The organism is Mariniluteicoccus endophyticus (assembly GCF_054780035.1).
Genome location: NZ_BAAGXC010000017.1, coordinates 17,137 through 40,376, shown reverse-complemented (window position 1 = coordinate 40,376; position 23,240 = coordinate 17,137). Strand labels below are relative to the sequence as shown.

At 69.3% G+C, this 23,240-nt stretch carries 22 protein-coding genes and 1 tRNA gene; 21 read left to right on the top strand and 2 right to left on the bottom strand.

The genetic code is table 11. The features are described 5' to 3' along the window. The first annotated feature begins 14 nt into the window (after positions 1-14). The 20 genes from ftsW (at position 15) to ACYVGD_RS07355 (ending at position 19,601) form a co-directional block, all read left to right on the top strand. Complete coding sequence (gene ftsW, locus ACYVGD_RS07450; RefSeq protein ID WP_460742571.1) at positions 15-1,298, top strand: putative lipid II flippase FtsW; 1,284 nt, start codon at positions 15-17, stop codon at positions 1,296-1,298. A gap of 20 nt (positions 1,299-1,318) precedes the next feature. Next, on the top strand, positions 1,319-2,419 hold the full coding sequence (murG, locus tag ACYVGD_RS07445) for an undecaprenyldiphospho-muramoylpentapeptide beta-N-acetylglucosaminyltransferase (RefSeq protein ID WP_460742569.1): 1,101 nt from the start codon (positions 1,319-1,321) through the stop codon (positions 2,417-2,419). 12 nt (positions 2,420-2,431) lie between these two features. Then, positions 2,432-3,832, top strand: a complete 1,401-nt coding sequence (gene murC, locus ACYVGD_RS07440) for a UDP-N-acetylmuramate--L-alanine ligase (protein ID WP_460742567.1) — start codon at positions 2,432-2,434, stop codon at positions 3,830-3,832. Further along, positions 3,829-4,548: a cell division protein FtsQ/DivIB gene (locus ACYVGD_RS07435; RefSeq protein ID WP_460742565.1), complete on the top strand. Its 720-nt coding sequence runs from the start codon at positions 3,829-3,831 to the stop codon at positions 4,546-4,548. The genes murC and ACYVGD_RS07435 overlap by 4 nt, the downstream gene beginning before the upstream one ends. A gap of 203 nt (positions 4,549-4,751) precedes the next feature. Then, positions 4,752-6,053, top strand: coding sequence for a cell division protein FtsZ (gene ftsZ / locus ACYVGD_RS07430; RefSeq protein WP_460742563.1), 1,302 nt, complete (start codon positions 4,752-4,754; stop codon positions 6,051-6,053). A 337-nt stretch (positions 6,054-6,390) separates the two neighbouring features. Beyond that, positions 6,391-7,158, top strand: a complete 768-nt coding sequence (locus tag ACYVGD_RS07425) for a polyphenol oxidase family protein (RefSeq protein WP_460742561.1) — start codon at positions 6,391-6,393, stop codon at positions 7,156-7,158. A gap of 121 nt (positions 7,159-7,279) precedes the next feature. Beyond that, a complete protein-coding gene (locus ACYVGD_RS07420; RefSeq protein ID WP_460742559.1) occupies positions 7,280-7,819 on the top strand; it encodes a cell division protein SepF in 540 nt (179 codons plus the stop codon). A gap of 30 nt (positions 7,820-7,849) precedes the next feature. Then, positions 7,850-8,143 (top strand): YggT family protein, encoded by a 294-nt coding sequence (locus tag ACYVGD_RS07415; RefSeq protein WP_460742557.1) that lies wholly within the window; start codon positions 7,850-7,852, stop codon positions 8,141-8,143. 131 nt (positions 8,144-8,274) lie between these two features. Beyond that, positions 8,275-9,168, top strand: a complete 894-nt coding sequence (locus ACYVGD_RS07410; RefSeq protein ID WP_460742555.1) for a DivIVA domain-containing protein — start codon at positions 8,275-8,277, stop codon at positions 9,166-9,168. Between the two features lie 114 nt (positions 9,169-9,282). Further along, positions 9,283-9,750: a TraR/DksA family transcriptional regulator gene (locus ACYVGD_RS07405; RefSeq protein WP_460742553.1), complete on the top strand. Its 468-nt coding sequence runs from the start codon at positions 9,283-9,285 to the stop codon at positions 9,748-9,750. After that, complete coding sequence (gene lspA, locus ACYVGD_RS07400; protein WP_460742551.1) at positions 9,747-10,310, top strand: signal peptidase II; 564 nt, start codon at positions 9,747-9,749, stop codon at positions 10,308-10,310. The genes ACYVGD_RS07405 and lspA overlap by 4 nt, the downstream gene beginning before the upstream one ends. Then, complete coding sequence (locus ACYVGD_RS07395; RefSeq protein WP_460742549.1) at positions 10,307-11,233, top strand: RluA family pseudouridine synthase; 927 nt, start codon at positions 10,307-10,309, stop codon at positions 11,231-11,233. Before lspA ends, ACYVGD_RS07395 begins: the two co-directional genes overlap by 4 nt. 71 nt (positions 11,234-11,304) lie before the next feature. Further along, on the top strand, positions 11,305-12,714 hold the full coding sequence (gene pyk, locus ACYVGD_RS07390) for a pyruvate kinase (RefSeq protein ID WP_460742547.1): 1,410 nt from the start codon (positions 11,305-11,307) through the stop codon (positions 12,712-12,714). Positions 12,715-12,864: 150 nt separating this feature from the next. Beyond that, a tRNA-Leu gene (locus ACYVGD_RS07385) sits at positions 12,865-12,947 on the top strand. 60 nt (positions 12,948-13,007) lie between these two features. Then, entirely contained in the window at positions 13,008-13,661 is a 654-nt protein-coding gene (locus tag ACYVGD_RS07380) for an ANTAR domain-containing response regulator (RefSeq protein ID WP_460742545.1), read from the top strand. A 175-nt stretch (positions 13,662-13,836) separates the two neighbouring features. Next, the gene (locus ACYVGD_RS07375; protein WP_460742543.1) at positions 13,837-15,057 is read left to right on the top strand and encodes a branched-chain amino acid ABC transporter substrate-binding protein; all 1,221 of its coding nucleotides are present in this window, start codon (positions 13,837-13,839) and stop codon (positions 15,055-15,057) included. Positions 15,058-15,174: 117 nt separating this feature from the next. After that, on the top strand, positions 15,175-16,131 hold the full coding sequence (locus tag ACYVGD_RS07370) for a branched-chain amino acid ABC transporter permease (RefSeq protein WP_460742541.1): 957 nt from the start codon (positions 15,175-15,177) through the stop codon (positions 16,129-16,131). After that, the gene (locus ACYVGD_RS07365) at positions 16,128-17,870 is read left to right on the top strand and encodes a branched-chain amino acid ABC transporter permease (protein WP_460742539.1); all 1,743 of its coding nucleotides are present in this window, start codon (positions 16,128-16,130) and stop codon (positions 17,868-17,870) included. The genes ACYVGD_RS07370 and ACYVGD_RS07365 overlap by 4 nt, the downstream gene beginning before the upstream one ends. Next, positions 17,867-18,901 (top strand): ABC transporter ATP-binding protein, encoded by a 1,035-nt coding sequence (locus ACYVGD_RS07360; protein ID WP_460742537.1) that lies wholly within the window; start codon positions 17,867-17,869, stop codon positions 18,899-18,901. The genes ACYVGD_RS07365 and ACYVGD_RS07360 overlap by 4 nt, the downstream gene beginning before the upstream one ends. Beyond that, complete coding sequence (locus tag ACYVGD_RS07355; protein ID WP_460742535.1) at positions 18,894-19,601, top strand: ABC transporter ATP-binding protein; 708 nt, start codon at positions 18,894-18,896, stop codon at positions 19,599-19,601. The genes ACYVGD_RS07360 and ACYVGD_RS07355 overlap by 8 nt, the downstream gene beginning before the upstream one ends. A gap of 84 nt (positions 19,602-19,685) precedes the next feature. Here ACYVGD_RS07355 and ACYVGD_RS07350 read toward each other — a convergent pair whose 3' ends face one another. Then, positions 19,686-21,428: an NAD-binding protein gene (locus tag ACYVGD_RS07350; protein ID WP_460742533.1), complete on the bottom strand. Its 1,743-nt coding sequence runs from the start codon at positions 21,426-21,428 to the stop codon at positions 19,686-19,688. A 7-nt stretch (positions 21,429-21,435) separates the two neighbouring features. Beyond that, positions 21,436-21,822 carry a DUF6394 family protein gene (locus ACYVGD_RS07345; RefSeq protein WP_460742531.1) on the bottom strand — a complete coding sequence of 129 codons (387 nt, stop codon included), beginning with the start codon at positions 21,820-21,822 and terminating at the stop codon, positions 21,436-21,438. A gap of 84 nt (positions 21,823-21,906) precedes the next feature. Here ACYVGD_RS07345 and ACYVGD_RS07340 point away from each other — a divergent pair, with 84 nt between their 5' ends. Further along, positions 21,907-23,214: a S1C family serine protease gene (locus ACYVGD_RS07340; protein WP_460742529.1), complete on the top strand. Its 1,308-nt coding sequence runs from the start codon at positions 21,907-21,909 to the stop codon at positions 23,212-23,214. Positions 23,215-23,240 lie beyond the last annotated feature (26 nt).

The following is a 23,240-nucleotide window of genomic DNA, read 5'->3' as shown; positions in this document are numbered from 1 at the left end:
ACCTAGGAGGCCTGGTGGCGATCCTCTCTTCCCCGGGAGCGCCGACCGAGCGCGCCCGGGCGGGCAGGAAGAGCCGCCCCGCCTCGAGCGCGTCCTCGAGCCTGCTGTCGGGCGTGCTGAACATGCCGCTGGCCGACTTCTACATCATCATCGGATCGGCCGCGCTGCTCATCGGGCTCGGCATCATGATGGTGCTGTCGGCCTCCAGCGTGACGGCCTACACGAAGTACGGCGGTGACTCCTACTACTTCGTCAAGCGCCAGGCGCTGTTCGCAGGCGTGGGACTCGTGGCCGCCGTCGTCGTGGTCTGGCTGGGCGTCCGGCGTCTGCGCGCGCTGGCCTGGCCGGCCCTCGGCCTCGCCGCGCTGCTCGTCATGGCGACCTATGTCGTCGGCACCAGCGTCAACGGCAACCAGAACTGGATCGTCATCGGAGGCTTCAGCCTCCAGCCCTCCGAGCTCGCCAAGCTCGCCATGATCCTGTGGGGCGCCGACATCCTGGCGCGCAAGGAGAAGGTGCTCGACCAGACGGCCCACCTGCTCGTGCCGTTCCTGCCGCTGACCGGGCTCATGGTGGCCCTGGTCGTGTTCCAGGGCGACATGGGCACCGCAGTGATCATGGCAGGCATCCTCGCCGGCATCCTGTTCACCGTCGGCACCCCGTGGCGGGTGCTGGGCGCGATCGCCCTGGTCGGCCTGACCGGTGTGGCGATCATGACGATGTCGTCGGCCAACCGGATGCGTCGGCTCCTTGCCTTCCTCAACCCCTCCCACGACCAGCTCGGCGCGAACATGCAGGCCACCGTCGGCGTGTACGCGCTGGCCACCGGTGGCTGGTGGGGCGTCGGGCTGGGGGCCTCGCGCCAGAAGTGGGGCGCCCTCCCGGAGGCCCACACCGACTACATCTTCGCCGTCATCGGTGAGGAGCTCGGCCTCGTCGGCTCGCTCGTCGTGCTGTTCCTGTTCTTCGTGCTGGGCTTCGCAGGCTACCGTGTGGCGCTGCGCTCGGACGAGCTGTTCTGTCGTCTCGCCGCCGCCGGCGTGACGACGTGGTTCATGTTCCAGGCGATGGTGAACCTCGGCGTCGTGCTCAGGCTCCTGCCGGTCATGGGCGTGCCCCTGCCTATGGTGTCGTACGGTGGTTCCGCGCTCCTGGCCAACATGATGGCCCTCGGACTGCTGGTGGCGTGCGCCCACCACGAGCCGGAGGCCCGTGCGCTGGTCGGGGCGAGGCGGCGTACGCCGCAGCCGAAGATGACAACCGTGGTGGGCAGCCGCCGCGGCTCAACCCACGCCTGAGAGACAGGACAGGACGAACCATGGTGACCATCGCACTCGCCGGCGGAGGCACCGCCGGCCACACCTCGCCGCTGATCGCGACGGCGGACGCCCTGCGCGCCGCCGACCCGGCGGCCCGGCTCTTCGCCATCGGCACGCCCAAGGGCCTCGAGTCGCGCGTCGTGCCCGCCGCGGGGCTCGAGCTCGAGATGATCCCGCCGGTGCCCATGCCCCGCAAGCCGTCGGTCGACCTCGCCATGGTCGGCCCACGCCTGACCAAGGCCGTCCTCGAGGCCCGCTCCCTGCTGCAGCGCCGCGGCGCCGACGTGCTCGTCGGGTTCGGCGGCTACGTGTCGATGCCGGCCTACCTGGCGGCACGGGCCCTGGGCCTGCCGATCGTCATCCACGAGCAGAACGCCGTCCCGGGCCTGGCCAACAAAGCCGCCGCGAACCTGACCGATGAGGTCTTCACGACGTTCCCCGGCACCCCGCTGAAGAACTCCACGTGCATCGGCCTGCCCGTGCGCCCGGCCATCTCCGGGCTCGACCGGGTGGCCCGCAGCGCCGAGGCCCGCAAGAAGTTCGGCCTCGACCCGAATCGTTCGACGCTTCTCGTCTCGGGTGGCTCCCAAGGTGCACGCTCGATCAACGAGGCCGTGCGCGGCGCGTACCACAGGCTCATCGCCCAGGACATCCAGGTGCTCCACGTCCTCGGCCAGAAGAACTTCACCGACGACATGATGTCGGTCACCGACGAGAATACCGGCGCGATGTACCTTCCCGTCGCCTACGTCGACGCCATGGAGGACGCGTACGCGGCCGCCGACCTCATGATCGCGCGCTCGGGCGCCGGCACGGTCGTCGAGACCGCCGTCGTCGGCCTGCCCACGATCCTCGTCCCACTGCCGCACGGCAACGGGGAGCAGGCCCGCAACGCGGAGTCGCTCGTCCACGCCGGCGGTGCCCGCCTCCTCGCCGACGACGCGCTGTCCGACACGTGGGTCGCCAACGAGGTCCCGGCGCTGATCGGCGACCGGGAGAAACTCGCGGCGATGTCGCGCGCGGCGCGCGACATCATGCCCGGCAACGCGGCCGACGTCCTCGCCGAGCGCATCCTGGCCGTCGCGGCCCAGCGCGCCTGAGCGGGGTCGCAGTTGAGCAGCGTCTTCGGATCCCTCGTCCCGCCGGTCGACCTCATCGCTCCTGGCGACCTCGGCGGAGTTCACCTCATCGCCATCGGTGGTGCTGGCATGTCCGGCATCGCCCATGCCTACGCCGACCTCGGCGTCCCCGTCTCCGGCTCCGACCAGGCCGACTCGCCGGCCCTGCAGCGGCTGGCCGCGCGCGGCGTACGCGTCCACGTCGGCCACGAGGCCGACCAGCTCGGCGACGCGCAGACCGTCGTCGTGTCGTCCGCGATCCGCGTCGACAACCCCGAGCTCGTCGAGGCGCGCCGTCGCGGGCTGCGCGTGTGGCACCGATCGGCGGCGCTGGGCGCGCTCATGCTCGGTCGACCCGGCATCGCCGTCGGCGGCACGCACGGCAAGACCACCACGACCGGCATGGTCGCCCACATCCTGCGAAACACCGGCCGTCGTCCCGGGTTCGTCGTCGGCGCGCCCCTGGCGACGACGGGGGAGTCGTCGGCGCTCGGTGATCCGGGAGCCCCGTTCGTGGTCGAGGCCGACGAGTCGGACGGGTCGTTCCTGCAGTACCCGGCCTCGGTGGCCGTCGTGACCAATATCGAGGCCGACCACCTGGACAACTGGGGGACCCCGGAGCGATATGCGGACGGGTTCCGTGAGTTCGTGTCCCGGGCCGATCACGCCCTGCTCAACCTGGACGACCCGGAGACCGCCCGGCTCTTCGGTGCACAACGGGACGGCTTCGGCACCTCGTCGACGGCACGACTGCGCATCGCTGACATCCGCAGCGAGGGGTTCGGCACGACGTCGACACTGGCGGGGGAGCGGCTCGTGCTGCGCGTGCCCGGCCGGCACAACGTCTTCAATGCCGCGGCCGCCGTCGGCGCCGCGGTGGCCGCCGATCCGACCCTCACGGTCGCGGACGCGTGCGCGGCCCTGGAGTCGTTCCGCGGCACCGACCGGCGCTTCACCCCCGTGGGTGCGGTCGACGGGGTGGAGGTCTTCGACGACTACGCCCACCACCCGACCGAGCTCGAGGCGACCCTGGGGGCCGCCCGCGCCGGCGTCGCCGGCCGCGGGGGACGCGTCGTCGCCATCTTCCAACCCCATCTCTACTCACGTACGCAAGACTTCGCCACCGAGTTCGGCCAGGCCCTGGCACTCGCCGACGAGGTCGTCCTCATGGACGTCTACGGTGCCCGTGAGCAGCCGATGGATGGGGTCACGAGCGCGCTGATCGCCGAGCCGTGCCGCGCCGCGGGCGGGACGGTCCACGAGGTCCACGACCGGGCCGCGGTCGCCCCGACCGCCGCCGCGCTGGCGCGCCGAGGCGACGTGGTCCTCACGCTTGGTGCCGGCGACGTCACGCGCCTCGCCCCCGACGTCGTGGCGGCGCTGGAGAACCGATGAGCTCGGTCCACGACGCCACGTCCCTCCTGGCCGACAAGCGGCGCCGGCGGGCGCGTCGACGCCTGCGGACCCTCCTCGGCGGGCTGCTCGGTCTGGTCCTGGTCGGGGTGGCCACGTGGGCGCTGCTGTTCTCCAGCCTCCTGGCCCTCACCGAGGTACGCGTCGAGGGCACCCACGCCGTGTCGGCCGACGAGGTCCGGACTGCCGCGGCCGCGCCGATGGGACGCTCGCTGCTCCGCGTCCAGGAGCGGCCGGTGGCCGAACGCGTCGCGGGGCTCGCGCCCGTCGACCACGTGACCGTCTCGCGTCGTCTCCCGCACGCCCTCCAGATCACCGTCGTCGAGCGGGAACCCGTCTTCGCTGTCGCCCGGGGCACGAGCTGGGCGCTGGTCGACCCCAAGGGAATCCCGTACCTCGAGGTGAACGAGAAGCCCGAGGCCCTCGTCCCCGCCTTCGCCGGGAGCGAGGACGGCGCGCTCCTGAAGGCCGTCGGTCAGGTCGTCAACGGCCTGCCCCCGCAGTTGCGGGACCGGCTGGAGAAGGTCGAGGCCAAGAGCGGCGACACGATCACCCTGAAGCTGAAGGAGGGTCGCGAGGTGGTCGTCGGCTCCGCCGACGAGCTGGAGCTGAAGATGAAGGTGGCCGCGACGCTGCTCCAGGCCACCCCCGCCAAGTGGATCGACGTCACCGCGCCCGGACACCCCGCCACACGATGACGGCCCGTGACCGACAACCCTCGACCGACCCTCAAGTAGGGGTCGAGGCGTTATCGGCCCCTTGAGTCCCATTTGTTGCCTCGCGTCTCACGGGTCTCATAGCCTTGCGAATGCCCTGGTCGAGGCCGTTCCTTCCCCGGACTACCGCGGACACAGGCTGGGCTGTTCAGATGTCCGTACGCAGGAGAAAAGGCGGAGCCCCCGTGGTCAATCCTTCCGAGAACTACCTCGCTGTCATCAAGGTCGTCGGCGTCGGCGGCGGCGGTGTCAACGCCGTCAACCGCATGATCGAGTCCGGCCTGCGCGGGGTGGAGTTCATCGCCGTCAACACGGACGCTCAGGCCCTGCTCATGTCCGACGCCCACGTCAAGCTCGACATCGGTCGTGAGCTCACCCGCGGCCTCGGGGCCGGAGCCGACCCCGACAAGGGCCGCCAAGCGGCGGAAGACCATTCCGAGGAGATCGAGGAGGTCCTCAAGGGAGCAGACATGGTCTTCGTCACCGCCGGTGAGGGTGGCGGCACCGGCACCGGCGGCGCGCCCGTCGTGGCGCGCATCGCCCGCTCGCTGGGCGCCCTGACCATCGGCGTCGTCACCCGACCCTTCGGATTCGAGGGGCGCCGCCGCTCGACCCAGGCCGAGACCGGCATCAACGCGCTACGCGACGAGGTCGACACCCTCATCGTCATCCCGAACGACAAGCTCCTCGAGATGACCGACCACCAGGTCGCCATCCTCGACGCATTCAAGCAGGCCGACCAGGTCCTCATGCAGGGCGTCTCCGGCATCACCGACCTCATCACCACCCCGGGCCTGATCAACCTCGACTTCGCCGACGTCAAGTCGGTCATGTCGAACGCCGGCTCCGCCCTGATGGGCATCGGCATGGCCCGCGGCGAGGAGCGTGCCCGCGCCGCCGCCGAGATGGCCGTCAGCTCGCCGCTGCTGGAGGCCTCCATCGACGGCGCCCAGGGCGTTCTGCTCTCGATCGCCGGCGGCTCCGACCTCGGCCTGTTCGAGGTGTCGGCCGCCGCCAACCTCATCGAGGCCAGCGCCCACGACGACGCCAACATCATCTTCGGCACCATCATCGACGACTCGCTCGGCGACGAGGTGCGCGTCACCGTCATCGCCGCAGGCTTCGCCGGGGGAGAGCCCCCGCGCCGCCAGCCCGGCGTGTCGCGCCACGGTTCCCAGCCCGGTGTCGTCGCCCAACAGGCCCAGCAGGTCGCCCGGCAGGCCCAGTCCGGCTCCCAGGGCAACCAGTCGCAGAGCACCTCCCACCCGGCCCAGCCCCCGCACCACGGCCAGCCCGACACCAGCGACCCGCGCCAGGGCAACCAGGGAGGCTGGGGACACCAGCCCCAGGACTCCCAGGAGCCCACCAACCCGGTCAGCCAGCGCCCCGACGAGCGTACGCAGATCCGTCCGCCCGCCCCGCGCCCGCAGCAGACCTCGGCTCCCGCCGGCGACGACGACCTGGACATCCCGGACTTCCTCAAGTAGTAGTCGCTGGTCCTCCTCGCGCCCGCGCTGGTCATCCCCTCGCGCCGGAGTCCGGAGTTCTTCTCGCAGTCGCTGGTCCTTTTCCCGCGCGAGGCGCGGGGTCCCCTGTCCTCGTCGCAGTCGCCGAAGCCTCGCGGCATCTCACGCTTGTTGTCGCCTGGCTCGCCGCGAGGCCTCTCCTTGGTGCTCATCACGACAGGGGGCGCCTCGCTTCCGACGCGCGGAGGGAGGTCCGCTTCCTGCTCGGTCCGTTCACCGAGCAAGGTGGCGCGAGGGCGAGAGGAGGACCACCGCGCCGTTCGGGCCTTTGCGTGCGTCCTTCACCTAGTCTCTCCCTGTGTTCTCCTTCATCCTGCGTCCCGAGGGTGCGCATGGCTTCGGTGTGGCGTTCTCCGACCGGGAGGGGGGAGTGACCCCCGGGACCATGGGGCCGCTCAATCTGGGGCGCACCGACGTCGACGACCTCGCTCACGTGCGGGAGAACCACGACCGCGTACGCCGCGACCTCGACGTGGACCGCGTCATCACCGTCTCCCAGGTGCACGGGCCCGACGTGGTCGTCGTCGACGAGGAGCTCGTCGCCGGCTGGGCCGACGACCAGCACCTCGGATCGGCGGCTACGGGCCGCTCCCTGACCCACGCCGACGCGCTGGTGACCGACCAGCCGCGCACCGCCCTGTGCATCCGTGTCGCCGACTGCCTGCCCGCCGTCGTCGTCGATGCCGACCGCCGCGTCGTGGGCGCCGCACACGCGGGCCGGGTCGGGCTCGCCGCAGGCGTGCTGCCCGCGACCATCGAGGCGATGCGGGCCCTCGGCGCCCGAGACCTGCAGGCCTGGATCGGCCCCCACATCTGCGGCGGCTGCTACGAGGTGCCCGACCAGATGCGTGCCGAGGTCGCCGCAGGTCTCCCCGGCGCGTACGCCGAGACCACCTGGGGCACACCCGCGCTCGACCTCGGGGAGGCGGCGCACCGCCAGCTCGAGGTGCTCGGCTGCCGCGTCACGCGCGTCGCCCCCTGCACGCGCGAGGATGAGCGGCTCCACTCCCACCGCCGCGACGGTGCACAGGCTGGCCGCCTCGCCGCGTACGCCTGGCTCGCCTGACCCGGCCCCGCCCACCTCGTATCACCGTCCAAATGCGCGCGATCGCGCGCGTGTCGCCCGCTCCGCTGCAGGACCCGCCGCGTAGTCTGGCCGCGTAGATCCACGTCCGGGAGGAAACTAGATGTCGAAGTTGCGCAGCGCCGCCGAGTGGCTGGGGCTCACCACGAGCGACCGCTACGACTCCCAGTACGACTACGAGGCCGACAACGAGCTGACGGCCGACGTCGATCTGGACGACGCCGAGGACACCGCCTCGGTCCATGAGCTCGATCCCCGCCGCAAGCCCCGGGTGGTGGAGCGCAAGCGCGTCGAGGAGACCTCCGACCCCGAGCCCTCCGCCCGCGCCACCAAAGACAAGACCGCCAACGACCAGAGGACGGCCGACATGTCCCGCATCATCACCGTCCACCCGCGCACCTACAACGAGGCGCGCACCATCGGCGAACACTTCCGTGACGGCGTGCCGGTCATCATGAACCTCTCCGAGCTCGAGAACAACGAGGCCAAGCGTCTCGTCGACTTCGCGGCAGGGCTCACCTTTGGCCTCCATGGCACCATTGAGCGCATCACCAGCAAGGTGTTCCTGCTGTCGCCGCAGAACGTCAACGTGACCGCGGAGGACAAGGAGCGCATCGCAGGCGGGTTCTTCAACCAGAGCTGAGCCTGCGGCACGACGAGGAGACGCGCCACCGTGGTCCTGACCGGCACCATCATCTACTACGCCCTCTCGATCTACCTGTTCGTCCTCATCGCCAGGATGATCATGAGCTGGATCCCCCTGTTCAGCCCGGGGTGGCAGCCGAAGGGGCCCCTCCTGGTGATGGCCGAGCTGATCTACACGCTGACCGATCCGCCCCTGAAGGCCCTCCAGCGCGTCATCCCGCCCGTCCGGATGGGGGGCGTGATGCTCGACGTCGGCTTCATGGCGCTGTGGTTCATCGTCATCCTCCTGCAGTGGGTCACCACCCAGGTCTTCCTGCGCTGACGCGGGTCGAATGACCTCCGGCTCTGTTCGTGGAGTGACTTCCTGATACGCTCGGGAGTCGAGGTACGGGTGTGACCTGTGCCCTCCACGCGAAACGTTGGAGCGCCAGCTCCCGACCAACGAGGTGAACGATGACCCTGACCCTGGACGAAGTCCGCAAGACGAAGTTCCACATGGCCCGCCGCACGGGCTACGAGGTCTCCGAGGTGGACCTGTTCGTCGATCGTGTTGAGGCGTCGTTCGCCCAGCTGACCGAAGAGAACCAGATGCTCAAGCAGCAGGTGGAGACTCTCAAGCAGGCCCAGCAGAACGCCCAGCAGCGCGAGGACCGCCGCGAGCCCACCAGCGAGGATCTCGCCAAGCAGCAGGTCGCCCAGCGCCCCACCCCTCAGCCCGTGGCCGCCCCGGTCGCCAACGCGGGCAGCGGCTCGGACAAGATCGTCGTCACCACCAGCGCCGAGGCCTCGCCGGCCGTCGTCCGTCTGGTCCAGATGGCCACCGAGCAGGCCGAGAACCTCGTCAACGAGGCCGAGGCCGACGCCAAGCGCAAGGTCGACGAGGCCAACCAGAAGGCCCACCAGATCACCACCGACGCCCGCACCAAGGCCGACCGGGTCGAGTCCGAGGCCCGCGTCAACGCCGAGAAGATGACGTCCGAGGCCAAGGCGAAGGCCGACGGCCTCGAACGCGAGACTGCCGCACGCCGGACCCAGCTGTTCGCCGACCTCGAGTCGGAGCGTGACCGCCTGCGCGAGTCGGTGTCCCAGCTGCGTGGCTTCGAGTCGAGCTACCGACAGAACTTCACCACTCACCTCAAGCAGGCCATCTCCAACATCGAGTCCGGTCGCTTCGAGCCGAACGACAAGCCGAACCTGCTCGACAAGCCCAAGGACAACGAGGCCGCCCCGAGCGGTCGCCGCAGCTTCGGCAACAACGACCAGAGCTCGTCGAGCTCGAGCTCTTCGAGCTCGTCATCGAACACCCCGCGTCTCGACGCGCTGCTGGGAGACAACAACCAGCACTGAGCCCGGGCGGTCGACGAGACCGTCGCCGTGATCACAGGAGGAGGCCCCGCGACGGCGGGGCCTCCTTCGTGTATGGTTCCGCTCACGTCAGCGCGCCGTCCCGAAGGAGAAATCATGCCGACTGCGAAGAAGTCGACGTCCGCACTCCAGCAGGACCGCGACGCGGTCAGCGGTCTGCGAGACCTCGCCAAGCGGCTCGCGGTGCGTGAGGGCGAGGAGCCTTGGACCGACGAGGAGGTCGCCGAGCTGCGCAACGACCTCGAAGACGAGATCCGCAAGCACGAGCGCGCGATCGAGCAGTCCGAGGCCGACCTCCAGGCGATGCTCCACGACGGTGCCGACGGTGCCGGCCGTGATCCTGCCGACGTCGGGTCGGCCAACTTCGAGCGTGACCAGGAGATGTCCCTCGCGGCGAACGCCCGCGAGATGCTCCTTCAGGCACAGGAGGCGCTGAAGGCCATCGACAACGGGACCTACGGGGTGTGCGTCAGCTGCGGCGAGCCGATCGGCAAGGGCCGGCTGCAGGTCTATCCGCGAGCTTCGATGTGCCTGTCCTGCAAGCAGCGGCACGAGAGGCGATGACGGCCACGCCGATCCGGGGCCTGGTCTCCAGGCGCACCGCCGTCGCCATCTTCACGGGATGCTTCGCCACAGGACTCGCACTCGACGTCGCCACGAAGGTCTGGGCGGTCGCCAAACTCGAGCCAGAGGTGCCGATCCGCGTCGTGGGGGACCTGTTGCGCCTGTACCTGATCCGCAACCCCGGTGCCGCGTTCTCGCTGGGCGAGGGGCACACCTGGATCTTCACGGTGCTCGCCGCCTCCGTCCTGACTGCGCTGCTGGTGGGGGTCGTGCCCCGACTGCGCCACCGCGGTTGGGCAATCGGGGTCGGACTGGTCTCCGCCGGCATCGCCGGCAACCTCGTCGACCGACTCACTCGTCCACCGGGCTTCGCCGTGGGTCACGTGGTCGACTTCCTCCAGCTGCCGCACTGGCCGATCTTCAACGTGGCGGACATGTGCGTCACCGGTGGCGCCGCATGGGTCATGCTGATCATGTTCCGCAGCGGCGTCGGTTTCGACGGGCGTCCCGACGGGGCTGAGGCCGACCCCGTCCCCGACCAGGTCGAGGAACGGTCGTGAGCAACCAGTCGCGCATCCTCCTCGTCCCAGACGGGCTGGACGGCGAGCGTGTCGATGCCGCCGCCGCCCGCATGCTCGGACTCTCCCGCTCCCAGGTGGCTGACCTCGCCGAGGCGGGGCACGTGCGTCTCGACTTCCAAGCCGTGCGCAAGAGCGACCGGGTCCGGTCGGGCGCGATGCTCGAGGTCGAGCTCCCCGACAACGACGGGCTCCATGTCACGCCCCGGGTCGTCGAGGGCGTACGCATCGTCCACGACGACGACCACGTCGTCGTCGTCGACAAGCCCGTGGGGGTCGCCGCCCACCCCAGCCTGGGGTGGGACGGGCCGTCGGTCGTCGAGCACCTCGCTGGCGCCGGGTTCCGCATCTCGACCTCCGGTGCGCCCGAACGCCAGGGAATCGTCCAGCGCCTCGACGTCGGCACCTCCGGCCTCATGGTCGTCGCGAAGTCCGAGCACGCGTACACGGTCCTCAAGCAGGCCTTCCGCGACCGCACGGTCTCGAAGACCTACCACGCCGTCGTCCAGGGCCACCCCGACCCGTTCAGCGGCACCATCGAGGCGCCCATCGCGCGCCATCCCGGCCACGACTGGAAGATGGCGGTCGTCGAGGGCGGCCGACACTCCGTCACCCACTACGAGACCATCGAGGCCATGGTGGGGGCGACGCTGCTGGAGATCCACCTCGAAACGGGCCGCACGCACCAGATCCGCGTCCACATGGCCGCCATCAGGCATCCCTGCGTCGGGGACCCCCTGTACGGGTCGGACCCGCGCCTCGCCGAGCGGTTGGGCCTCGAGCGGCAGTGGCTCCACGCCGTACGCCTGGGCTTCACCCACCCCGGATCGGGGGAGTGGGTGGAGTTCAGCTCCGACTACCCCGACGACCTCGCCCATGCGCTGGAGGTGCTGCGCAACGCCTGAGGGTGACCGATCGGTCGGGATGCCGCCCCCCGAGATCGGAAGACGTGGCCGGGACCGGTAGGGTCCTATCTGTGCGTAGAGCCAAGATTGTGTGCACGCTGGGCCCTTCGGTCTCCAGCGTCGAAAAACTGACCGAACTCATCCAAGCCGGCATGGACGTCGCCCGCTTCAACATGTCTCACGGCGACTACGCCGAACACCAGAAGCGCCTCGACAACCTCCGCGAGGCCGAGGAACGGGCCGGCAAGAGCGTCGGCATCCTCGCCGACCTCCAGGGCCCCAAGATCCGTCTCGGCAAGTTTGCCGACGGCAAGGAGACCCTGGCCTACGGCGCGAAGTTCACCATCACCACCGACGACATCGAGGGCGACGGCCAGCGTTGCTCCACCACCTACAAGGGCCTGCCGGGCGACGTGAGCCCCGGCGACGCGATCCTCATCGACGACGGCCGCATCATGCTGGAGGCCGAGTCGGTCGACGGCAACGACGTCCACTGCCGCGTGAAGGTCGGCGGCCCGATCTCCAACAACAAGGGCATCAACCTGCCAGGCGTGGCCGTCTCCGTGCCCGCCATGAGCGACAAGGACATCGCCGACCTGCGCTGGGCGCTCGGCAAGGGCTTCGACATGATCGCCCTCTCATTCGTCCGTGACGCGAAGGATGCAGAGCAGGTCCGCGCCATCATGAGCGAGGAGGGGCGACGCGTCCCGGTCATCGCGAAGGTCGAGAAGCCCCAGGCCGTGGCCCAGATCGACGAGGTCGTCGACGCGTTCGACGCGATCATGGTGGCTCGCGGCGACCTTGGAGTCGAGCTGCCGCTCGAGGAGGTGCCCATCGTCCAGAAGCGCATCATCGCCGCGGCGCGCCGCTGGGCGAAGCCCGTCATCGTCGCGACCCAGATGCTCGAGTCGATGATCTCGGCGCCCCGCCCCACGCGCGCCGAGGCAGGTGACGTCGCGAACGCGGTGCTCGACGGCGCCGACGCCGTGATGCTGTCGGGTGAGACGTCGGTGGGCTCCTATCCCATCGAGACGGTCCGCACGATGGCCGACATCGTCACCACCACCGAGACCCACATCAGCCACGTGGCCCACATCGACTGGGACCCCCACACCACCGGCGGCGTCATCGCCAAGGCCGCGGCCGAGGTCGCCGAGCGCATCGGGGCCAAGTATCTGGTCGCGTTCACCAAGTCTGGCGACACCGCCCGCCGTCTCGCGCGGCTGCGCACCGAGACGCCGATCCTGGTGTTCACCCCCGAGGAGAAGACCAGCAAGACCCTCACCCTCGTGTGGGGCGTCGAGACGTTCAAGATCCCCGAGGTCGACACCACCGACGAGATGGTCGGCATCGTGGACAAGTCGCTCGTCGAGTCGGGCCGGGTCGCCGTGGGTGACCGTGTCGTCATCGTGTCCGGCTCGCCGGTCGGCATCCCGGGCAAGACGAACGCCCTGCGCGTCCACAAGATCAAGCCGGTCTAGCAGCGCTGTACGCCGCACAGCAGCACCGCACAGACGCCGCGCGGAGCCCGGGAGAACGTCACCGGGCCCGCGCGGCGTCCCCGTGTGTGGAGCCGTCGTACGGACGGTTTCGCCCGGACGTGCACCGCGCGTACACTCCACTACACACCTGCCGGGGTGGCGGAACGGTATACGCGGACGGCTCAAACCCGTCTGGCCTCACGGCCGTAGGGGTTCGAATCCCCTTCCCGGTACTGCGACCGCATCGTCCGTTGCGCGACACATCACGTTCCACCACGCTTTGTCGACCCACTATGGTGATTCCTGTGAGTGACCCCAAGGCCGACGAAGTCCCGGAGAACGACACCCAGACCAGCCCGGAGCGCACGCGCCCCCGCGTCCTCGTGGCCGAGGACGAGGCGCTGATCCGTCTCGACCTCGTCGAGCTCCTCACTGATGAGGGCTACGAGATCGTGGCCGAGGCCGCTGATGGCGAGCAGGCGATCGAGCTGGCCCGCGAGCACGCCCCCGACCTGGTCGTGATGGACGTGAAGATGCCCCGACGCGACGGCATCTCGGCTGCCAAGGTCATCGCGGAGGAGCGCATAGCGCCCGTGGTCATGCTCACCGCGTTCAGCCAGCGTGAGCTCGTCGAACAGGCCCGTGAGGCCGGGGCGATGGCCTACGTGGTGAAGCCGTTCGACGCCTCCGACGTCGTGCCGGCGATCGAGATCGCGATGGCGCTGTACGCGGAGCTGCGGGCCGTCGAGTCGGAGGTCACCGACCTGACGGAGCGCCTCGAGTCCCGCAAGGCGATCGACCAGGCCAAGGGAATCCTCCAGCAGCAGTTCAAGATGAGCGAGCCCGAGGCCTTCCGCTGGATCCAGAAGAGCGCGATGGACATGCGCAAGTCGATGCGCGAGGTGGCCGACGGCGTGATCGACCACGCCAAAAAGAACAAGAGATAGGACGATCCACAACGTCGGCGGGGCGGCTCGATGACGCCGGATCGAACACGAATGTTACGACCTCATCACAGGTGTGTGTCTTCGCTCACACCTCAACCCCATTGAGGGCCTACTGTTCAGCATGCTCGCAGCACCGCGGGCACCCGCCACGCGGGAGTTGATCCAGGAGGAATCAGTGAATCGTCGATTCGTGATCGCAGGGGCCTCGGTCCTGGCCACGTCCCTCGCTCTCACCGCGTGCGGCTCGCGCGCCGAGAGCGGCAGCAACAACGGCGGCCAGAGTGGTAGCTCCACCAAGACCGTCAAGATCGGTGTCGTCGCCCCGCTGTCGGGCGATCTGTCCGCCCTCGGCGTCGGCATCCGCAACGGTGTCGACCTCGCCGTCAAGGAGGCCAACGAGTCGAACGCCGTCGCCGGCTGGAAGTTCGAGATCGTCGCCACCGATGACGAGGCCAAGCCCGACTCTGGCAAGAACGCCGCCACCAAGCTGACCGGTGACGACGACGTCCTCGGCGTGGTGGGCCCCCTCAACTCCTCGGTCGGCCAGGCCGTCCAGCCGATCTTCCAGTCGGCGAACGTCGCACTGATCTCGCCGGCCAACACCAACCCGACGCTGACCAAGGGCGCAGACCTCAAGAACCCGAAGCGCACGTACGACAACTACTTCCGTACCTGCACCACCGACGCGGTCCAGGGCCCGTTCGCGGCGAAATACCTCCTTGACAAGGGCATCAAGGAAGTCGCGACGATCCACGACAAGAAGTCCTACGGTCAGGGCCTCGTCTCGGCCTTCTCTGAGGCGTTCACGGCTGGTGGCGGCAAGATCACCTCGGCCGAGACCATCAACCCCGAGGACAAGGACTTCTCGGCCGTCATCTCCAAGGTGAAGGCCGCCAACCCCAAGGCCGTCTACTACGGCGGTGAGTTCCCGCAGGGCGGTCCCATGTCGCAACAGATGAAGAACGCCGGCCTCAACGTGCCGCTCATGGGCGGCGACGGCCTGTACGACCCGGGCTTCATCCAGCTCGCCGGCCCGCAGTCCGACAACGACCTGTCGACGTCGGTCGGTGCGCCGCCGGAGAAGCTGCCCTCGGGTGCCAAGTTCGTCGAGGCCTACAACAAGGGTGGCTACAAGGACCCGTACGGCGCGTACGGCGCCTACGCCTACGACGGTGCCAAGGCGATCATCGAGGCCGCCAAGACCTCGCTCAAGGACGCCAAGGACGTCAAGTCGGCCCGCAAGGACACGCTCAAGGCCCTGGGCTCGGTGTCGTTCGAGGGCGCGACCGGCTCGGTGGGCTTCGACGAGTACGGCGACTCCAAGTCGCGCGTCCTCACCGTCTACAAGGTCACCGGCGGCAAGTGGGCCGCCGACAAGACCGAAGACTTCAAGTGACCCGACAGCACGTCTGACCACCCGGCTCATGGGTAACCGCCCGTGACCTACCGCCCGTGACGTCGACACGGGGCAGGGGAGATCCCCCGCCCCGTGTCGCCATGGCAGGAGGACCTTGTGGACCTGTTCTTCCAACAGCTGATCAACGGCTTGTCGCTGGGGGCGTTGTACGCCCTCATCGCGGTCGGCTACACCGTCGTGTACGGCATCGTCCAGCTCATCAACTTCGCTCACGGCGAGATCTTCATGGTCGGCGCCTTCGGGGCGTTCACCACGTGGTTGCTCATGGGCAAGCCCGACAAGATGTCGATCCCGATCGCGATCCTCGTGCTCCTCGCGATGATCGTCGGCGGCGTCCTGGCGGCAGTGGGCACCGCGCTGCTGACCGAGCGGCTGGCCTACCGGCCGCTGCGCAGCGCGCCACGCCTGGCACCGCTCATCTCGGCCATCGGCATCTCGATCTTCCTGCAAGAGCTCGTCCGCCTGTTCTACGGCCACATCCCCGGCTTCCCGGACGCCAAGCGCGCCATCCCGTTCCCGGCCATCGACGGGATCTCGGGCAAGGCCGTCACCCTCGGCAACGTGCACATCGAGAACTCGGCGCTGTTCACCCTGATCGCGCTGGCCGTGTGCACCGCGTTCCTGTGGTTCTTCGTCAACCGCACGAAGATGGGCCGCGCCATGCAGGCGACGTCCCAGGACCCGGACACCGCCCGCCTGATGGGCATCAACGTCGACCGGGTCATCATGGTCGCCTTCGCCGTCGGCGCCTCGCTCGCGGCCGTCGCGGGCGTGGCCCACGGCCTGCGCTACTCGAACATCGACTTCAAGATGGGCTTCATCTCGGGCCTCAAGGCGTTCTCCGCGGCCGTGCTCGGCGGCATCGGCAACATCAACGGTGCCGTCCTCGGTGGCCTCGTGCTGGGTATCGTGGAGGTCTTCGCCACGACCTACATCCCCGGCCAGTTCGGTTCCTCGGCCTGGAAGGACGTCTGGGCCTTCGTCATCCTGATCCTCGTGCTGGTCTTCCGCCCGCAGGGTCTCCTCGGTGCAAGGGTGGTCGACCGCGCATGAACCTCCACATCTTCTCGGAAGAGCAGCAGAACCGCCTGCAGGGCACGGGGCGCATCGTCGCACTCGTGGGTGCGGTCGCCATCATCGCGGCGCCCTACCTGAAGTGGGCGTACGCCGCCTCGGCCCTCGACGACATGACCTACATGGGCGGTCCGTCGCCCCTGCAGTTCCTGTTCCTCGCCCTCGGCGTCATCTTGCTCCTGCTCCTGATCGCACCGCTGGCGTTCAAGATGGCTTTCTCGGGCCGCTTCGGTCGGCGGTTCAGCCCCAACCGCGGCGCCAAGGCGGCGGCCAGCTTCGCCTTGCTGTACGTGCTGGCCGCGGTCGTCTCCATCGCCCTCGAGCTCGGTGGCCTCATCAACGTCGAGCCGGGTGGCTGGGTCGCCGTGGCAGCCGCGCTGGTGGCATGGCTGGGCACCCGCATGCTGCCGGCCGGCACCGAGCCGGTCCTCGGCGTCCTGCGTACGCGCCGGTGGATCCAGATCCTCGCCATCGTGGTGGCCATGGGTCTGGCTCTGGTCGCGGCGGCGTTCGGCCTCGCCCAGGACGAGGGCGGCGCCTTCCTGGTGTTCTGCGTCTTCGTCGCCGGCGTCATCGCGGTCTTCGTCCGCACCGGGCTCGCCAACTGGCTGCGGGTCGCGGCCAACGACAACAAGACCGTCTTGATCCTGTCGGCGTTCGTCGTGGCGTACCTGTTCCCGTTCACCCAGAACGGCTCGGACGCGAACATGTCGATCGCCTCGCAGGTGCTGATCTTCGCCGCGACAGCCATGGGCCTGAACATCGTCGTCGGCCTCGCCGGCCTGCTCGACCTGGGCTACATCGCGTTCCTCGGTGCCGGTGCCTTCACCGCCGCCGTGCTGTCGAAGTCGGCCTTCGCGACGTTCCTGCCCGGATTCAAGCCGCCGTTCCTGGTGATCGTGCTGATCGCCGGCATCGTCTCGGCGATCATGGGTCTCATCATCGGCTCTCCGACGCTTCGCGTCTCCGGTGACTACCTGGCCATCGTGACGCTGGCGTTCGGTGAGATCTTCCGCATCGGCATGAACAACCTCGACGGCAACGACGGTCCCGACATCACGCACGGATCGAACGGCATCCCGTCGATCCCCGACCTCAAGGTCGGCTCGTTCGACTTCGGCGAGGCCCACGAGTTCTTCGGCATCGAAGTTGGCAAGTTCGGCAACTACTACTGGCTGATGCTGCTGGTGATGGGCCTGATCATCCTGGTGTTCGCGAACCTCAACAACTCACGCATCGGCCGCGGGTGGGTCGCGATCCGCGAGGACGAGAAGGCTGCCGAGGCCATGGGCGTCAACGTGTTCGGTCTGAAGCTGCTGGCTTTCGCTGGCGGCGCGTTCCTCGCCGGTGTCGCCGGTACGGTCAAGGCCCACCAGGACGTCTCCGTCACCCCCGACCAGTACCTGTTCCTCGAGTCGGCGTTCCTGCTCGCCGCGATCGTGCTGGGCGGCATGGGCACCATCCTCGGTGTCCTGGCCGGCGCGACGATCCTCAAGCTCCTGCCTGAGAAGCTGCGCTTCTTCCAGGACTACCGCCTGCTGCTGTTCGGCCTGCTGCTCGTCGTCATGATGCGCTTCAAGCCGGAGGGCCTCATCGCCGACGAGCGCCGTCAGCTCGAGTTCCACGACGATGACGACGAGCTGGCCGAGAAGGTCGACGACGAACTCACGGTGTTCCACAACCACCTCAGCCCCGACCCGAAGAGGGGGACCGCATGAGCCACGCGGTGAACGACTCCCACACCGACCCGACTGCCCGCACCGACGGTGCCACCGAGCGCGTCCCGCAGTTCGACACTGTCGCCAAGGGCGAGAAGCTGCTCGAGGCACGTGACGTGACCATGCAGTTCGGCGGCCTCACGGCCGTCAACAAGGTCAACATGCACGTCAACGGCGGCGAGATCATGGGGCTCATCGGCCCCAACGGCGCCGGCAAGACGACGTTCTTCAACTGCCTGACCGGCCTCTACCAGCCGACCTCGGGAGAGGTCGTCTTCAACGGCTCGGTCTTGCCGCCGAAACCTCGCAGGGTCGTACTGGCCGGCATGGCACGTACGTTCCAGAACATCCGCCTGTTCCAGAACATGACGGCGCTCGAGAACGTCATGGTGGGCACCTACTCGCGGACGCACACCAACGCGTTCGATGCGATCTTCCGGCTCCCGCGCCACCGGCGCGAGGAGCGGGAGTCGCGCGAGCGGGCGCAGGAGCTGCTCGACTTCGTCGGGCTCGGCGGCACGGCCGACCACCTGGCGCGCAACCTGCCCTACGGCGACCAGCGCCGCCTCGAGATCGCCCGCGCCCTGGCGACTGATCCGAAGCTGCTGCTGCTCGACGAGCCCACGGCCGGCATGAACCCGCAGGAGACGAAGGAGGCCGAGGACCTGATCTTCAGGATCCGCGACCTCGGCATGGCGATCCTCGTGATCGAGCACGACATGCGCTTCATCTTCAACCTGTGCGACCGCGTGTGCTGCCTCGTGCGCGGCGAGGTCCTCGTCGAGGGCACCGCCCACGAGGTCCAGTCGGACCCGCGCGTCATCGAGGCCTACATCGGCGCCCCGCCGGAACACCTCGAGACGGCCACCGGCACGGGCGGCCGCAGCGGCGCCTCCGCCTCCGCCGCGGCCGGGGTCAACGCGGAGGGCGTCCAGCCGGTCGACCCGACCGATGGGCGATCCGAACCCGACGACACGCGCCAGGACGACCACGTCGATAGCCTCGATCCCCGGAAGGACAGCGATGCTTGAGGTCAAGGACCTGGAGGTGGCGTACGGCCGCGTGAAGGCCGTCAAGGGCATCTCCTTCACTGTGGAGAAGGGGCAGGTCGTCTCCCTGCTGGGCACCAACGGTGCCGGCAAGACGACGACGCTGCGCACCATCTCGGGCCTCATCACGCCCGTCAAGGGCGAGATCTGGTTCGACGGCGAGCGCATCGACGGCCGGCCCGCCCACGAGATCGTGACGCGCGGACTGGCCCACTCCCCGGAGGGGCGCCGGATCTTCCCGCGCATGACGGTGGAGGACAACCTGCGTCTGGGCGCGTTCGCCCGCAAGGACCAGACGGGCATCAAGGAGGACCTCGACCGGGTCTTCGGCCTGTTCGACATCCTCCGCGAGCGACGCAATCAGCCGGCCGGCCTGTTCTCCGGTGGTGAGCAGCAGATGCTCGCCATCGGGCGGGCCATGATGAGCCGGCCGAGCATGCTGATGCTCGACGAGCCGTCGATGGGCCTGTCGCCGCTGATGACGACGAAGATCATGGACACCATCTCCGAGCTCCAGCGCGAGGGGGTCACGATCCTGCTGGTCGAGCAGAATGCCCAGGCCGCGCTCTCGCTGGCCGACCAGGGCCACGTGCTCGAGGTCGGGTCGATCGCGTTCTCCGACACCGGTCAGGCGCTGCTCGGCGACGACCGCGTCAAGCGCGCTTATCTGGGCGCCGACTGAGCCGTACGCCGGCGGCGACGAGGGGCCGTCCACACCATCGCCGGTGCGGGCGGCCCCTCGGTGCGTCCGGACGGCCGGGCACAGCTAGGCCCTCCTGTGCCGGGTGAGCTCACGCCACAGCCAGGTGGCCGGGACCTTCTCGCCTGTGACGAGGTGCTCGAGCGTCGGGTCCTCGTCGAGCGCTCCGTGGAGCTGGCGGAGGGCCTCCGGGGTTCCGACGAGCACCAGCTCGTCACCGGCCTCGATCTTGGTGTCTTCCGCGGGGGCGTGGGTGGACTCTCCGGCCCGGATGAGCGACAGGCAGTACACCTGCAGCGGCCGCTCGCGGTCGAGCGGGTCGCGCAGCACGTCGTGGAGCGTCAGCTCGCGGCCGCGAGCGAGCCAGCGGGCGATCGCGGGTGCCTGGGCATGGTCGACGGGGACCCGTCGCGCGGTGGGGGACAGGAGCCCGACGCGCTCGTGCAGGTCGTGGAGGACCTGCCCCGACCAGCGCTCGTCGTCGGTCGAGAACACATGCTCGATGAAGTCCCAGAACGCCGGGGCCATGATGCGGGCGATGACTTCGCGGGCGACGAGCTCGCTGGGCACGAACACCGAGTCGGCGTCGAAGGCCCGCATCGCGGAGGCCTGGCGGTTCTCCCGCTGGCGGACGGCGATGAAGATGTCGGGGTTCTCCAGCCGGGCGTGCGCGGCGAGGGCGAGGTTCACCACGTCGTTGTGGGAGCCCGCCACCAGCCCGACGGCCTCGGAGACGTCGGGGTCGCCGTCGGCCGGGTCGAGCTGGACGACCTCCAGACCGTTTTCGCGCAGGTCGTGGGCGACCTCCTCGCCGAACCTGTCGTCGCCGAGCACCAGCCACGTGCCGTCGTCGAGCCCCTCGGGCCGGGGCCGGAACTCCGACCCGTCGGCAGCCATCAGCCACTGCGTCAGCTGGAACGACTTAGGGCTCTCCATCGAGCGCGAAAGGTAGGCGCCGTAGCGGTCGTAGGGGTTGATGATCGCCTCGGGTGAGAAGTTGCGCATGCGGCGCATCACCTGCCGGTCGTCGGCGCGGGCGATCACGGGCACGTCGGGCCTGAGCAGGTTCACGGCCATCACCACCGCCAGGTTCGCCTCGTCGGTCGTCAGCGCGATGACGCCCTGGCAGCGGGGGTTGTCGAGGCCCGCCATGCCGAGCAGCGACGGGTTGTGGACATCTCCGTCGAGGGCCGGCACCTCGGTGGTGAGCTGGTCGATGGCGAGCTTGTCGATGCGCTGCGCGTCGTCGTCGAGCACGACGAAGCGGCGCCCCAGCGCGTCGAGCCTGGCCGCCACCATGCGCCCGGCGTCGCCGTAGCCGGCCACGATCCAGAACGGCTCGCCGATGCCGCACACCTTGCGTCGGAACCGTTGCGCGGCGATGGCGGTTTGGAAGCCGGAGTCCTGCAGCAGCCCGAACAGCGCCGAGATCGCGTACGCCCAGCCCGTGACCGTCAGGTAGATCGACAGCGTGACCCACATGCGCTGCGCGTACGAGAACGAGTAGGGGATCTCGCCGAAGCCGATCGTGGTCGCCGTGTAGGACATCACGTAGAACGCGTCGAACAGAGAGAGGTGGTGGGGGTTGCCGTCACTGTCCGTGCCGGGCATGAGGCTCAGGCCGGCCACGCAGAAGGCGAAGATGGCCACCACGATGATGAGCGGCGTACGCATGCGCCGCAGCACCAGGAAGATCGCGTCCGTGCCGGCGACCTGGGTGGGCACCTCGACCTCCACCCGGCGCAGGGTGGTGGCCACATGGCGCTGCGCGCGCGTGTGGTGGGCGAGCAGCTGCAGGGGGTTGACCATCGGCGGATCAGCGACGCTGGTAGGAGACGGTCTCGATCACCATGAGGACGACGGAGACGACGTTGGCCAGGCATGCTCCGGCGGCCAGCGACACCACGCTCGACATCATGTGGGGGGTCAGGCCGGCCCGGGTGCCCTGCTCGGCCCACACCCACACGACCGTCGCGGCGATGAGTTGCATGCAAGCCACGAGGCTCGTCGCCAGGTGGATCGCGCCGATCTGGGTGCGGTCACCGAACTTGAGGATCGTGGCGATGACGTTGACCACCACGGCCGCGTACAGCTCGTAGACGTTGTGCTGGGCCGGATCGGTGAGGTCGCCGATGACGAAGCCGAAGTTCAGCGTCGCGGCGAGCAGCACGAAGAATCCGAAAACCACCTTCTCAAGGTTCACACCACGACCCTAACGCCCCCACAGTGTGGGCACAGGCTTCCACAGTCGACTGGGTCACGTAACGAGACCCACATAGGAGCCATCATGAGCCACCCCCCCTCGCAGGAGTTCCCCTTCCAGCGCGCCAGCTTCGACCAGCCGAGCGGCTACACCGCGCCCAACCAGTGGGTGCACCAGCCCGCTGGCGAGGTGAACGACGCGTACGCCTCCTACGGTGCGCCGCGCGAGCAGTACACCGCCCACCCGGCCCCGACCGTCGCGCCCGCGTCGCCCGCACGCCGGAGCAACGGGGTCGTCCGGCTGGCCGCGGTCGCGCTCGTCGCGGCGCTGGCGGGCGGTGGCGTGTCCGCCGCCGCCGTGACCGCGACCCACCCTGCCGCCGCCGGCCAGACGGCGACGACCACCACGCGGGTGGTGCAGGGCGAGACCTCCGCCCCCGACTGGACGGTCACCGCGCAGGCGGCCGGCCCGTCGGTGGTGTCGATCCGCGTCACCGGCTCGCAGGGCGAGGCCGAGGGCTCGGGCGTCGTGCTCGACACGGCCGGCAACGTCGTCACGAACAACCACGTCGCCACCGCCCTCGGAACCGGCGGCGCGCTGCAGGTGACGCTGTCGGGCGGCCAGGTGTACGCCGCGAAGTTGATCGGAGCCGACCCGGCGACCGACCTCGCCGTCATCCGTCTCGTTGACCCGCCCGCCGATCTGCATCCCATCGCCATGGGTGACGTGACGAAGCTGAAGGTGGGCCAGCCCGTCATGGCCCTCGGCAACCCGCTCGGCTTGTCGCAGACGGTCACCACCGGCATCATCTCGGCCCTCGACCGCCCGGTCATCACCCAGCAGTCCGGCGGCAACGCCCGTTCCACGGCCTCCCAGTCCCAGCAGGCCGTGGCCAACGCCATCCAGACCAACGCCGCGATCAACCCCGGCAACTCGGGCGGCGCGCTGCTCGACGCCGACGGCCGACTCATCGGCATCACGTCGTCGATCGCGACGCTCGGGTCGTCGTCGAGCGGGGAGTCGGGCAACATCGGCATCGGATTCGCCATCCCCGCCAACGAGGTCCAGCGCGTGGCCGAGGAGCTCGTGACCAAAGGGACCGCGACGCACGCGTACCTCGGCGTGGCCACCGCGGACGGCACGGGCACCGTCGACGGGACGACCGTGCTCGGCGCCCAGGTACGCAGCGTCTCCGGCGGCACACCCGCCATGCAGGCGGGGCTGCGCACCGGCGACGTCGTGGTCGGGCTCGACGGCGACCCCGTCACCAGCTCGGAGTCGCTCATGGCCCAGATCCGTGACCACGCCGTGGGCGACGCGGTGAAGGTGGCGTACATCCGGGACGGCAAGCGCGTCGAGACCGAGGTCACTTTGGCGAACCAGCCGGGCTGAGCACCTCGTCCGTGAGCGGGCCTGTC

Bases quoted from the DNA above. Each gene is read 5' to 3' on its own strand.
- murG (WP_460742569.1), top strand. From the start codon at position 1,319: ATGGTGACCATCGCACTCGCCGGCGGAGGCACCGCCGGCCACACCTCG.
- ACYVGD_RS07340 (WP_460742529.1), top strand. From the start codon at position 21,907: ATGAGCCACCCCCCCTCGCAGGAGTTCCCCTTCCAGCGCGCCAGCTTC.
- ACYVGD_RS07355 (WP_460742535.1), top strand. From the start codon at position 18,894: ATGCTTGAGGTCAAGGACCTGGAGGTGGCGTACGGCCGCGTGAAGGCC.
- ACYVGD_RS07380 (WP_460742545.1), top strand. From the start codon at position 13,008: ATGGTGATTCCTGTGAGTGACCCCAAGGCCGACGAAGTCCCGGAGAAC.
- ACYVGD_RS07350 (WP_460742533.1), bottom strand. From the start codon at position 21,428: ATGGTCAACCCCCTGCAGCTGCTCGCCCACCACACGCGCGCGCAGCGC.
- ACYVGD_RS07410 (WP_460742555.1), top strand. From the start codon at position 8,275: ATGACCCTGACCCTGGACGAAGTCCGCAAGACGAAGTTCCACATGGCC.
- ACYVGD_RS07360 (WP_460742537.1), top strand. From the start codon at position 17,867: ATGAGCCACGCGGTGAACGACTCCCACACCGACCCGACTGCCCGCACC.
- lspA (WP_460742551.1), top strand. From the start codon at position 9,747: ATGACGGCCACGCCGATCCGGGGCCTGGTCTCCAGGCGCACCGCCGTC.
- ACYVGD_RS07365 (WP_460742539.1), top strand. From the start codon at position 16,128: ATGAACCTCCACATCTTCTCGGAAGAGCAGCAGAACCGCCTGCAGGGC.
- ACYVGD_RS07420 (WP_460742559.1), top strand. From the start codon at position 7,280: ATGTCGAAGTTGCGCAGCGCCGCCGAGTGGCTGGGGCTCACCACGAGC.
- ACYVGD_RS07405 (WP_460742553.1), top strand. From the start codon at position 9,283: ATGCCGACTGCGAAGAAGTCGACGTCCGCACTCCAGCAGGACCGCGAC.
- ACYVGD_RS07435 (WP_460742565.1), top strand. From the start codon at position 3,829: ATGAGCTCGGTCCACGACGCCACGTCCCTCCTGGCCGACAAGCGGCGC.